6 protein-coding genes are annotated in these 13,648 nt (G+C 56.7%); 5 read left to right on the forward strand and 1 reads right to left on the reverse strand.

The annotated features are described in order from the left end of the window. The first annotated feature begins 3 nt into the window (after positions 1–3). The 4 genes from ACTQXM_RS07780 (at position 4) to ACTQXM_RS07795 (ending at position 9,371) form a co-directional block, all read left to right on the forward strand. The gene (locus ACTQXM_RS07780; RefSeq protein WP_441537495.1) at positions 4–4,371 is read left to right on the forward strand and encodes a hypothetical protein; all 4,368 of its coding nucleotides are present in this window, start codon (positions 4–6) and stop codon (positions 4,369–4,371) included. A gap of 254 nt (positions 4,372–4,625) precedes the next feature. Then, positions 4,626–6,623, forward strand: coding sequence for a DNA gyrase/topoisomerase IV subunit B (locus ACTQXM_RS07785; protein WP_441537494.1), 1,998 nt, complete (start codon positions 4,626–4,628; stop codon positions 6,621–6,623). Between the two features lie 45 nt (positions 6,624–6,668). After that, positions 6,669–8,909 carry a DNA gyrase subunit A gene (locus ACTQXM_RS07790; protein ID WP_441537493.1) on the forward strand — a complete coding sequence of 747 codons (2,241 nt, stop codon included), beginning with the start codon at positions 6,669–6,671 and terminating at the stop codon, positions 8,907–8,909. Positions 8,910–9,155: 246 nt separating this feature from the next. Further along, on the forward strand, positions 9,156–9,371 hold the full coding sequence (locus ACTQXM_RS07795; RefSeq protein ID WP_441016470.1) for a hypothetical protein: 216 nt from the start codon (positions 9,156–9,158) through the stop codon (positions 9,369–9,371). A 35-nt stretch (positions 9,372–9,406) separates the two neighbouring features. Here the strand turns inward: ACTQXM_RS07795 and tet(W) are convergent, their stop codons facing one another. Then, positions 9,407–11,326 carry a tetracycline resistance ribosomal protection protein Tet(W) gene (tet(W), locus tag ACTQXM_RS07800; protein ID WP_441537492.1) on the reverse strand — a complete coding sequence of 640 codons (1,920 nt, stop codon included), beginning with the start codon at positions 11,324–11,326 and terminating at the stop codon, positions 9,407–9,409. A gap of 1,488 nt (positions 11,327–12,814) precedes the next feature. On the opposite strand from tet(W), the gene ACTQXM_RS07805 reads away from it, so the two are divergent. Next, positions 12,815–13,264 (forward strand): YjdF family protein, encoded by a 450-nt coding sequence (locus ACTQXM_RS07805; RefSeq protein ID WP_441038875.1) that lies wholly within the window; start codon positions 12,815–12,817, stop codon positions 13,262–13,264. Positions 13,265–13,648: the final 384 nt, after the last annotated feature.

Consider the following 13,648-nt stretch of genomic DNA (forward strand, 5'->3'; position numbering starts at 1 on the left):
AAAATGCTTGATCGTCGTTCGCTACTTATCGCCGGAGCATCCTCGCTGGCAGGCATCATGCTGCCTCGCGTGCCGAGCAGCGCAAACGCCTTCATACTGCCATTCGCCCCCACCGAGGCCTATGCCGACGAAGAAGACCCCTTCAAGGTGCTCGTTCTCTCGCGCACCATGTTTGGTGTGGTCGTGGTCGACGTCGCCAACAAGAATATGCCCATCAAGGGAGCCCGGGTCACGCTCGCGTCGCGTTATGCCGCGGGCAAGCAGCTCTCCGCCACTACCGACGACGAGGGCACGGCCATCTTTGAGGTCGCGCCGCTTTCGGAAGGCTACGTGGACGAGGCAACGCTTCTCGACGCGTACGACTTTAACGGTGGCATCTCCATCAGCATGGCGGGCTACCGTGATGTCGAGATCCCCCTCACGCGCATCCAGGGCGGCACCGCCATTACCGCGCCCACACGTCCGCTTTCCGACGGTGAGCCGTACTTTCGCCAGCTTACGTTCGACGAGTGGGACATCCAGTACGCCGATGCCACGTTCATGGCACTGCCGAAGGACGACGCCGGAAACGACCAACCCGACACGCACGCCTTTACCGTGCAGGCACATCTGCCACAGGGTGGACAGGCAACGCTGTGCATCAACAAGGTAATGCCCGCCACGAGCAGCTCATCCGAAACCGTCACGCAAATTGGCCAAGTCAAGGCCAGTGCATCGGGTTCGGATAATCTGGCAACGTTCACACTCGAAGACACGTTCCTCGATGCAGCTTCGGGCCTTCTGGAGGAAGGATGCAAGCTGCGCTTTGTCCTCGACTATCAGGGCAAGACCTATACACTCTCCTCCCCCATGGCCGTTGTCACCGCGCCGGCCGCAAAGGCAGAATCGGGCTCGACCACTATCGTCCCCACCACCATGGACCAAGAGATTACTCCGTTTGATTTCCCGGCGGCGTTTCCCGGCATCGGCGGCAATAAGTTCACGTGCTGGATGCCCTCGTTCCCCATTTTGTTCGATTTCTCTTTTGCCGGATACGTGCTGTTTGGCGGAGGATACAAACCGGTCGGCTACATGAACGATTCGGGCAATCCGGATCCGGAGTACTGGAAGAAGTCACCGCGCGAGTCGGGCGCCAAGCAGGCAAACCGCTACCTCGACGAGATGGAGGGGAAGTGGAATCAGTACAAAAGTATGAGTGCCGGTTCGGGCACCGATCCAAGGAACACTAAGCTGCTTCGTCACCACTGCACGCCGCGTTTTACGATGGATATCGCCACACAGCTGTACGGATCGCTCGCCTACGACTGGGTGGGCAAAACCTGGGGTGACAACAACGACCCCGCATTTGGCAATATTAAGGCCCTCTTCCAGGTAAGAACCGACCTCAATTGGACCGAGCAGTTTACCCTAGGACCGGTGCCGTTTTTCCTAAACGTCAACCCCTGGGTGCTGGCGAAGCTGGCGCTCGCCGTGGGTGCCCACACGCACGGCAGCGGCGCGGCGTTTTTTAAAAACATTTCGCTCGACTATTCAAACACCTCGGGCTCGTTCACCATCCAGATCGGGCTTGCCGTCACCTTTGGCGCCGGCGTTGCAGGCGTCGCTTCGTCTGCCGTGCGCGGCGCCGCATCCCTCACGCTGTTCATTGGGTACGAGAAGGCAGATGGACACCAGCTTCCGCGACTGCGCGTAGGTGCAGACGTCGATGTCGATGTGATACTCCAGTTCGTAATGTTCAAGTGGACCACCAAGGCTTGGTCGGGGTCGTGGCCCACACTCCTCGATTCGTGGAATATGTCGGTGAACAATGGCAACCAGTATGTGCTCCAGCGCTCTGAGCTCGCATTGGGTGGAGATACGCCTTACACGTTGGATGCCTGCTTCGGCACGGCCGGCAACGCCGAGGCAGGCGGCGTGCCGCAATTTATCGCATCGGCCACCATCGTCACCAACGCCGAGCTGCTCGCACGCGCCGAGGTTAAGGCCACTGCCGTAAACGTCGCGCCTGTCGTGCGCGATTGGGATCAAGCGGTCACGCGCATTGAGCTCGAGGCGGATGCAGAAAGCGACGACACGGGACAGATCGAGCATTTCGTCCATGCACTGATAGAGAACAACGAAAACACCGCGACGATGTATAAGTACACCTATATCGGGCAGGCGAAGGACGCCGCTGCGGACCCCAACGCCAATTCTGCTGGTGTATCGGAGGACGAGCGTGGCGGCATCAAGCCCTCGAGCGACAACGTGCTGTTTGCTGGCGTGCTCAGCGAAGCCCACATGAAGCTGGCAATGATTGCCGGCGTAGAATGTCTGTTCCGTATCGCCTCGGTGCGCTACGGCGACAATGGCCGCTCGCGCCTGGTGGTGCACACAAAGGCAAACGGCACGTGGTCCGCTCCCACTCCCGTGGACTTTCCCCTTGGGTTTGGCGAGGGCGACGTGGAGCGCGACGGCATATTCGATTACGACTTCGACGTGGTGGAATATACGGACGGAAGAGGAAACCAGGACGCCTACGTGCTGCTGATCTCGGGCGAGCGCCCCGCCGGTGACAACACCCTTTTCGATACGGCAAGCACAGCCGGCATACTGTCCGTCGTGCGCCTGCGCATAAGTAATAGCGAAGTTCGCGTGGTGTCGTATACGTCGTGGCGCAGCATCTCGCACGGCCGCCTTCAGGAGGATGGCTACCATTGTCTGCAGTGCCCGCGTATCACGGTGGGCAAGACGCTCGTCGACGGGCGCCTGTCGGGTGCCTACCTCCACCGCCGCGGAACCACCGCAGAAAAGGCGCTCGGCAGCGAGGCCGAGGTTGTGCTGGAATGCTTTACCTTGTGGTCGGATGATTTGGGCGACAGTCTCACGTTCCGTCAGGTCCTCCGCTTTCCGCAAGCACCGTCGAGTATCGAGCTGGGCAAGCCCGAGAATATCAACGGCAAAATGGTGGTGTCCGTTGCGTACGAGACCGCAGACGGTTGCGGCTGCGCATCGTACGCCGTGATCGGCCAGTCCATTGCGTGCTGGGACGTTATGTCACCAGACGCTACGGTACCTCATGCGGTGCCATGGCCACAACATTCGGGCTTTTTGGCAACCGTCAACGAGCAACTGCAGCATATTACTTGGACGCGAGGCGCATCGGCATTTGCAACGCAGCCCGTGGGTGCCGCAGGCTGTGGCCCGGCATCGTTTAGCGTAAGCAACAACGGCAGGTGCGTGCTCTATGTAGAGAACACCGATGGCAAGGTGGGACAAACCTACGACGAAGAAGGCAACCCGGTAGCAGTGATGGGCAAGCACTTCCGCATCTTCGCCAGCACCTTGGCAGGCGATCTGTTCACGGAGCCGTTCGTGATGTGCGAGCTGGACCATCCCGTCGATCAGATAACGACATTTTTGACGTCGGGAGGCATGCTCTCCGCACTCGCCACGCACATTGTGAGCGCGGAGAAGAGTGAGGCAGAGCTGCACGGCATCGAAGTGCCCTTGGTGGCGTGTGCCACTCCGACGGGCGCGGTCGCTACCTCGGGCGCGGTGGTACCCGGAGCAGCAGGCGAATCCTTCATGGTCACGGTGCGAAACGACGGCAACACCTTGCTGACCGCCGGCACGATCGATCTGTACCGAGAGGGCTCCAGCCAGCCGTTCTCCAGCGCATCCATCGGATTCGGACTGAACGCACGCATGGTTTCGATCTACGATCCAGAGCTTGCCGAGGATGCTTCGGCCAAAGACATGGCACACGTGAAGTACGCGCTCGAGACGCTGGGCGCACGTTTTGCAACGCACCCGCTGGTAGCCGACAACGGCAACGCCGTGCTGGCACCGGGTTGCACGGCACAGTTCCGCATGAGCTTCGCCATCCCCGAGAGCTGGAGCGACGATGTGGGCAAACGCGTAACGCTGTATGCGAAGGCGCATAATCTGGTGGCGCTCGATCCCGTAACGCTCGAGGAAATTCGGCCGGGTGCAAACTCGGCGCTGGGTGCCGTACTGCACGAGCTTCATGTGCCCGACGCGGCATGCGAACGCTCAGAAGTTCAGGTCGGCGTATGCGACAGCGCGGATACGACGGGGCTTCACGATGCACCGATGACGGCGGACGACGGTGGCGGCTCGAGTGGCGGCGGTACTGACAAGGGCGGCGGCTCCGGCGGAAGCAGCTCCAGCAGCGGCAAGGACCACAACAATAGCAAGCGCCCCGGAAAAGCGGGCGCGCTTGCGGGCACGGGCGATACATGCGCTCCCCTTACGGCAGCCGCTGCAGCACTCGCCGCGGCAGGCGCCGGCCTCGTCGCCTACAGCGCCCGCCGCACGGCGCTCGAAGCCGATACCGCCAATGAGGTCAATTCGGATAGGCCCCGCTAGCTCCTAGTTACTTTTGTGAGAGACGCCGACTCGGCTCATTCGTCATCGCTATGCGGACATTACAACTTCGGTTCGCTATTCAAACTTACTCGCACAAAACCGACTCGGTTTTGTGCGAGTAAACGAAACCTTATCGAACTCCGAACGATTGTTCGATGGATTTCGTGTTGGTTGGAATCGCCCAAGGGCTGGGCTATGCTACCTTGACTATCTATATGACTAAAACGCAGCAAAGGAGCATCGAGAGAGCGAGCATGGCAAAAAACACCGCAAACTATGGTAACGACAGTATTCGTCAGCTCAAGGACGAGGAGCGCGTACGCCTGCGCCCCGCCGTCATCTTTGGCTCGGACGGGCTCGACGGCTGCGCGCATGCCGCCTTCGAGATTCTGTCCAACGCCGTTGACGAGGCGCGCCAGGGCTACGGCAAGCTCATCACCCTTACCACCTTTCGCGATGGCTCCATTCAGGTAGAGGACAACGGCCGCGGCTGCCCGCTTGACTGGAACCCCTCCGAGAAGCGCTTTAACTGGGAACTCGTCTTTTGCGAGCTTTACGCCGGCGGTAAGTACAACAACAACCAGGGCGGCGACTACGACTTCTCGCTCGGCACCAACGGCCTGGGCTCGTGCGCAACCCAGTACGCCTCCGAATACATGGACGTCACGGTTTGGCGCGACGGCAACAAGTACTCTCTGCACTTTAAGAAGGGCAAGGTCGTCGGCGCCAAAAAGAAAGCACTCGAGGTTGAGCCCAGCGACGAGGACCGCACCGGCACCACCATCAAGTGGCGCCCCGATCTTGAGGTCTTTACCTCCATCAGCATCCCCCACGATTGGTATCGCGAGACCATGCGCCGCCAGGCCGTGGTCAACGCCAACGTGACCTTCCGGCTGCGCATCGAGGGCGACGACGGCGAGTTTTCCGAAGAGGACTTCTGCTATCCCAAGGGCATCGAGGACTACGTGCTCGAGAAGGTCGGTACCGACTACCTTACCGAGCCCTTCTTTATCGAGGCCGACCGTCGCGGTCGCGATCGCGAGGATCTGCCCGATTACAACGTAAAAATCACTGCTTGCATGTGCTTCTCGCGCACTTTCACGATGCAGGAGTACTACCACAACTCCTCCTGGCTCGAGAACGGCGGCTCACCCGAAAAGGCGGCCCGTAGCGCCCTGACCAGCGCCATCGATGCCTACATTAAGCAACAGGGCAAGTACAACAAAAACGAGAGCGGCATTAAGTGGCAGGACGTCCAGGACTGTTTGGTGCTGGTGACCAACTGCTTCTCCACCCAGACGTCCTACGAAAACCAGACTAAGAAGGCCATCAACAACCGCTTTATCCAGCAGGCCATGACGGCATTCTTTAAGGAGCGCCTCTCGACCTACTTGATCGAGAACAAAGATGCCGCCAACAAGATCATGGAGCAGGTGCTCATCAACAAGCGCTCGCGCGAGAATGCCGAGAAGACGCGCCAGAGCATCAAGACCAACCTGCAGCAGAAGACCGACATGGCCAACCGCGTGCAGAAATTCATCGACTGCCGTTCCAAGGACAAGAGCCGCCGCGAGATCTACATCGTAGAGGGCGACTCGGCAGCAGGCGCCATTCGCACCTCGCGCGATGCCGAGTTCCAGGGCGTTATGCCCGTCCGAGGCAAAATCCTCAACTGCCTAAAGGAGGACTATCCGCGCATCTTTAAGTCCGACATCATCATGGACCTCATGCGCGTGCTGGGCTGCGGCGTGGAGATCAAAGACAAGCGCATCAAGAACCTCGGCGCCTTTGACTTGGACAACCTCAACTGGAACAAGGTCATCATCTGTACGGACGCCGACGTCGACGGTTATCACATCCGTACGCTCGTGCTCACCATGCTCTATCGCCTGGTGCCCACGCTTATCGACGAAGGCTACGTGTATATCGCCGAGTCGCCGCTCTACGAGATCAACTGCAAAGAAAAGACCTACTTTGCCTACACCGAGCTCGAGAAGAACGGCATTCTTAAGGAGATCGGCGACCAGAAGTGCTCCATCAACCGCTCCAAGGGTCTTGGTGAGAACGACCCGGACATGATGTGGCTCACCACCATGAACCCCGAGACGCGTCGTCTGATCAAGGTGGAGTCCGAAGACGTCACCAAGATGGAGACCATGTTCAACCTTCTGCTGGGCAGCGACGAGGCGGGCCGCAAGCGCCATATCTCGGAGCACGGCAAGGAATACCTGGACCAGCTGGACCTGCAGTAGCAGCAAATCGATAACGACGGCCCATAAGAAGTTCAAGAGGAAATCGTGGCAAAGAAGAAGACGAAGAACCAGCCAAAGAAAAAGCAGGTCAACGCCGAGAACGTCATCGGCCTGCACTCCGAGGTCACCAATCAGCCGATCACGCAGACGCTCGAGGTCAACTACATGCCCTACGCCATGAGCGTCAACGTCTCGCGTGCGTTCCCCGAGATCGACGGTTTTAAGCCCTCGCACCGCAAGCTGCTCTACACCATGTACAAGATGGGCTTGCTCAAAGGTGAGCGCCAGAAGAGCGCCAACATCGTGGGCCAAACCATGAAGCTTAACCCGCACGGCGACGCCGCGATCTACGAGACGATGGTGCGCCTGGCCACCGGCAACGAGGCGCTGCTCGCCCCCTTCGTGGAGTCGAAGGGCAACTTTGGTAAGTACTATTCGGGCGACCTGAGCTACGCCGCCTCGCGTTACACCGAGGCCAAGCTCTCCCCCATCAGTGCCGAGATCTTCAAGGACATCGACAAGGACCCGGTCGACTTCGTCGACAGCTACGACGGCGCCATGAAGGAGCCGCGCCTGTTGCCCACCACGTTTCCCAACATCCTCGTCTCGGCCAACAAGGGCATCGGCGTCGCCATGGCGTCTGACATCTGCGGCTTCAACCTCAACGAGGTCTGCACCGCCACCATGCACTACCTGCAGGATCCCAACTGCGATCTGCTCGAGTACATGCCCATGCCCGACTTCTCGACCGGCGGTGAGATTATCTACCGCCGCGAGGAGATGGAAAAGATTATCGAGACCGGCCTTGGCAGCTTCCAGATCCGCTCCCGCTGGCGCTGGATTCCCGAAGAGCGCATTATCGAGGTCTACGAGATCCCCTACACCACCAAGACCGATGTCATCATCGATCGCATCGTCAAGCTCTCCAAAGAAGGCAAGGTCAAGGAGATCGCTGACATCCGTGACGAGACCGACCTCTCGGGCCTGCGTATCGCCATCGATCTTAAGCGCGGTGTCGACCCCGACAAGCTCATGGCGAAGCTCTATCGCTCGACTACGTTGCAGGATTCGTTCTCATGCAACTTTAACGTGTTGGTCGATGGTTACCCCCGCGTTATGGGCGTACGCCAGATCCTGCACGAGTGGGTCAAGTGGCGTATTGAGTCCACGCGTCGCCGCATTAACTTTGACTTGGGCAAAAAGTCCGAGCGCCTGCACCTGCTGCACGGTCTTGAGGCGATCTTGCTCGACATAGACAAGGCCATCGCCATCATCCGTGGCACCAAGCTCGAGGCCGAGGTCGTGCCCAACCTTATGAAGGGTTTCGACATCGACGAGACCCAGGCCGAGTTTGTTGCCGAGCTTAAGCTCCGCAACATCAACGAGGAGTACATCCTCAACCGTACCAAGGACATCGCTAAGCTTGAGGGCGAGATTGCCGAGCTAGAGGAGATCCTCTCCAGCGAGGACAACATCAAGAAGGTCATCAGCGACGAGCTGGCCGCGGTCAACAAAAAGTACGTGATGCCGCGCCGCACGGGCAGGATTGAGCCCCATGAGGTTATCGAGGTAAGCCTGGAGCCCGAGGTCGAGGAATATCCGGTTACCATCATGCTCTCGCGCGAGGGCTATCTCAAAAAGATGACCGACCGCGTGCTCAAGAAGGCGGCCACGCTCAAGTACAAAGACGGCGACAAACCCTTTATCGAGTTCCCGTCCTCCAACACCCACGAGCTGCTGGTCTTTACCAACAAGAGCCAGGTGTACAAGTGCAAGGTCGCAGCGTTTGAGGACACCAAGTCGGCCCAGCTGGGCTCGTACCTGCCCACCGATCTTGAGATGGAACCCGACGAGAGCGTGATCTGGGTCATCGACCCCGAGGACTACAAGGCCGACGTGCTGTTTATCTTTGAGAACGGCCGCGTGGTGCGCGTCGCGCTTTCTGGATACGTTACCAAGACCAACCGCAAGCGCCTCAAGAACGCCATCTACGGCGGCAGCAAACTGCTGTATGCACAGGTGCTCAAGGAGGACCGCGACATCGCGCTGGTCTCGAGCGACTACCGCTTGATGAACTTCAACACGTCGCTGCTCAAGACCAAGACGACCACCAACACGCAGGGCGTCCAGGCCTTTACCGCCAAGAAGGGTCGCTTGGTCACCACCGTCGGCACGACCGAGGAAATCCTTGGCGCCGGCGCCTCGGCTGAGAAGTTCACCGCGCAGAGTCTCCCCTCTGCCGGTGCCCTCATGAAGGAAAACGACATGCCGAGTTTGTTTGACTAGGACGACGGCAACGAGATCGTTAGACACTTCGCAAAGCGACGAGGCCCGGAACGCAACGGCATTGCGCCCGGGACTCGTCGTTTTTCTTCTCAACTATTTTTTAACGCAGATAAATTGATTTCTGCTTATTTTTCTGCGTAAAACATGTCAGCGCCACTGCTTCGATGCCCTTTGGTCTGTCGTTAGCAAAACTTGCAAAAGTTAGCAAAACTTGCAAAAATTAGCAAAACTTGCAAAGGAGCTACCATGGAGTACAGCAAGAACCCCTTTACCCCAACATTTGGAAGCGTCCCTCCCTTTCTAGCGGGTCGCGAGCATATCCTGCGCGACATCAACCGTGGCTTTATCAACGGCCCGGGAGATCCCAACCTGTCGACTATTATTACGGGAGCAAGGGGAACGGGCAAGACGGCGCTTCTCTCGCTCCTTTCAGAAACGGCGTTCCATTGTTACCCTCCATAACTTCTGATTGTTGCCGTCTTGACGATTATGTATCTTTACATTACCTTCTGAAACATATGGCGCACCTTGTCCAGGCGGCTGTTTGGACGGCGGGGCTGGATGACCGGCTCGCCGACAGCGGCCTGATACCCTTTCAGTTCCGTCAGGCATACGCTCTGCCCGTTGGTGTAAAAGGCCAGATCAGTACGGTATGCCTGTATACAGCGGGCGGGAATCTCGCCCGTAAAGACAACTTCATCCTTTTTTACCTGGACCGTTTCGATGGTGGCACAGTATTTCGGTGCATCATGATAAGCCCTGGAAAGATATTCCCGGGGCGCATAGAGGGTGAAGGAGAGATAAGGTTCCAGCAGTTGCGTCCCTGATTCCTTCAATGCCTGTTCCAATACAATCGGGGCCAATGAGCGGAAGTCCGCCGGCGTGCTGACCGGACTGTAATAAAGCCCGTATTCAAAGCAAATCTTACAGTCCGTTACGTTCCAGCCGAACAAGCCCTGCTCCAGCCCGTAACGGATACCATCCCTGACAGCGTTTTGAAAACTCTGGTTCAAGTATCCCAGCGAAACCCGGCTCTCGTATTGTACGCCGGAGCCAAGCGGGAGTGGTGTAACAGACAGTCCGATAGATGCCCAAAACGGGTTGGGCGGCACCTCGATATGGATGGTGTGGCTGGCTGCTTTGAGCGGCCGCTCCATATAAATGATGGTGGGTTCCTTTACCACTGTTTCAATCTTGTATTTTTCCGACAGCAAAGCGGAAACGACCTCCAACTGCACCCGGCCCAAAAAAGAAAGAATGATCTCATGGGTGATGGAATCCACCTCGTAGCGCAAAAGCGGGTCAGTATCCGCAATTTGCGTAAGAGCGTCCAGCAGCCGTTCTCTTTGCGTTGCCGTTTTCGGCGCAATCGTCGTCCGCAGCATGGGGAGGGGGGCATCGCGCCACCTTTCACGAGGAAGTCGGGTGTTGTCCCCCAATACGTCGTTTAATCCCACGCTGTCGCTGGGAAGAATGACAATTTCGCCCTTGTGGGCGGTTTCTGTACGAACAATCTCCCCTTTGGATGGAATACGCATCTCTGTGATTTTCAGCTTTTCTCTCCCGGCCAGGGCCACCGTATCCCGCAGGCGCAGCGTTCCGCTGTATAGCCGCAGATAGATGAGCCGCTGGTCACAATCTGTATACTCCACCTTGAAAACGCTGCCGCATAGGGCGGCGCTCCCCTGTTCCCCAATTGGTTGGAACAGCCCTGTCACCGCATCCATCAACGGTTGAATGCCAAGGCCCTTTTTGGCGCTGCCATGATAGACCGGGAACAGGGAGGCGTCTTGAACCCGCCGCTGTTCCTCCTGCGCAAGTTCTTCCCGGCTGATTGGTTCTCCTGCGATATACTTTTCCAATAATTCATCGTTATTTTCAATGACCGCATCCCATGCTTCTATGTCGGTATTTTCCTCCAGGACTATTTCCGGGGACAGCGACACCGTCTGCTTGATGATAATATCGGCGGAGAGCTTATCCCGAACAGACTGATACACGCCTTGCAAATCAACGCCAGTCTGGTCGATCTTGTTGATAAAGATAACGGTGGGAATGTCCATTTTCCGCAGGGCATGGAACAGAATACGGGTCTGGGCCTGCACACCATCTTTAGCGGAGATCACCAAGATGGCCCCATCTAAAACAGCCAAAGAGCGGTACACCTCCGCCAAAAAATCCATGTGGCCGGGCGTATCCACAATGTTGACTTTACATCTGTTCCACTGGAAGGAAGTGACTGCCGCTTGAATGGTAATCCCACGCTGCCGCTCCAAAAGCATGGTGTCCGTCCTCGTTGTCCCTTTTTCGACGCTCCCCGGTTCTGAAATGGCTCCGCTGGCATATAGCAGGCTCTCCGTCAAGGTTGTCTTTCCAGCGTCTACATGGGCAAGAATCCCGATATTGATTATTTTCATGTGATTGTCCTCCCTTTACTGCCCCGAAGGGCATAAAAATCCCCAGCAGTAAAATACTTTTACCACTGGGGATGATAATTGCGGACATACACATATACAGCATACACCTGTTTGTGAGTGCTGTTTTTGGGGATATGTCAAAATTGATAAGGCAAAAGTATTCTTAAATTGGGTACAAAAAACTAAGCCCCTACAAAAGGGACTATCATAATCCTTTGTTCCCACTATTTGATTATAGTTTTATTTAAGAATACCTTGCCGCATATTTTTTACTCCTTTTCTGGACTTGAATTATTATATCACATCAGTTTTAGGAAAACAAGTATCTAAAAGAAATTTTTCTTCCCCTTATATGTAACAATCATACCGGCTTCCTAACGTTCAGAATGGTTTCTACTGTCTGCTGCGGTGTTTGGTTGGAATTGTCCAGCCAAAAGCCGATCCGTGGTGTTGTCTGCATTTTACTAAATACAAATTCAATGTATACAGAAAGAAATATATAAGGAGTGGGAGGGATTCCGCCGTAGTCGGCATTGTAGGAAAATCCAAAAGTTTAGATTTTCCCACAATGCTTATCTTTTGGTCTTTGGTTCGGAATAGTGTAGTGCTGGCGGTCTATCTCTTGTTTTCGGTTGCTTGCTTCCTTACCGTACATGAGCATTTGCTCATGGCATCTCGCTTTCAAAGTCTTTTGAATCTGAGCTGGGGCATATATGCGCTTGCTCAGATTTGGTAAAAGGATACGATTGCGCCTCATTTTAATATAGGGTTTCTTAAGGCAAATGCAAGCAGAAGATGCAATAGCGAAATCATTGCTATCGCATATGGCTCTCTTTCCGCTCCTTGTTTAATTGGGACTTAAATCCTTCTGATAAGCAGGACGTTTTCGCCAAAGCGCTTATAAAAAGACGGCGCTGGGCCCGATCTCACCTTGCATGCAGACTGAAGGGCAGCCACCCAGCCCGGTACTGACGAAAACGGAGGGGCAACGGCGACAGCTCCTCTGCCAATGCGAACGCAAACAACACCGTAAACAACAACCGCCACAACAAGGATAAGAAGCCTGCAAAGGGCGGCTTTCCCATAAGTCATGGAGCTGACTGGGGCTTCGCTTGCGTCCGGATCGATTTGCGCGCGTTCGAACTCCCGCGCGGGCGATGAGGACTTTCGTGAATGCATCCCTGATGGACAGAAGCGACGAGAGCCCCTTCTCGAGCGTCGACTCAGAGCTAACGTCGTCTCTTGCTTAAACTCTCCTTCGCGGTTTCGAAACTCAAGGTCTTTTAAAGTTTCGAAACCGAGAAGACGATATGCGCAAGGGCGCGTCGGGTGGTAAGCCCCAACCATGTCATGTCGCCAGCGATGAAGGGCGCGTCTGCGCGTGCTACAATCCAACTACCAGAGATAAAAACACAGTCCCCGTCGGGTAGTCGTGGGCGTGCGGGTGTCCGCATCAGTAACCTGCCTCCTTGGTTGTCCCTTCTCTGCATGGTCATCTACATAAAGGAGGAACCAACCATGCAGATCAGTGTGTCGTCCACCCTGACCGTATATCACGACGGCCAATTCTGGGTTGGGCTGGCGGAGCATGTCGAGGACGGCAGATACGGCGTCGCCCGCATCGTCTTCGGCGCAGAGCCGTCCGATGAGGAGATCCTGCGATTCGTTGTCGGCAAATGGGAGAAGCTCTCGTTCTTCGGCGACAAGGCCACTGAGACAAGCAAGCCCGCGAAGAACCCCAAGCGGCGCGCTCGCGAGGCAGCGAAAGCCCTTAAACGGCCCGCGGTGAGCACCAAGGCACAACAGGCGCTCGCGGCACAGCGGGAAGCGATGAAGCGGGAGTCGGCTCAAGCAAGAAGTCAGCGTCGCGCGGATGAGGCGGAGGCGCGCTTCGAGCAGCGGAAGCTGAAGCGCAAGCAAAAGCATCGTGGGCATTGACCGGTGCCGACATGGGTCCAGGTGTGAACAGGGCTACATCCCCTATTCACACTGCTCACACATACAGCAGCGGGCACGGATTCGACTGAAACTGCGCCCGCTGTCTGATGCCAAATTAATTTGTCAAACACGCGTTCTATTCCAGCGCAGTAATTAAATACGCTGGTACATGGATACTCCGATCAAGACGGCCGCGCTCGCGACCGGGAACTTTCGGCAATTGGATACGCGTCTGACCTGGGATATCCAAGCGAACAATAGGCCTAACCCGCAACAGGCCCCAGGCCAGGCGGGTATTCAATCGAAGGGGAAGGGCGCTCCGGTGTGGAGGCAGCGGAGCGCCCGGGGAAAGCCCGGCCGGCCGGCCAGGCGGCCCCGTTCGCC

This window comes from Collinsella sp. LCP19S3_D3 (genome assembly GCF_052121455.1).
In the GTDB taxonomy this organism is placed as follows: Bacteria; Actinomycetota; Coriobacteriia; order Coriobacteriales; family Coriobacteriaceae; genus Collinsella.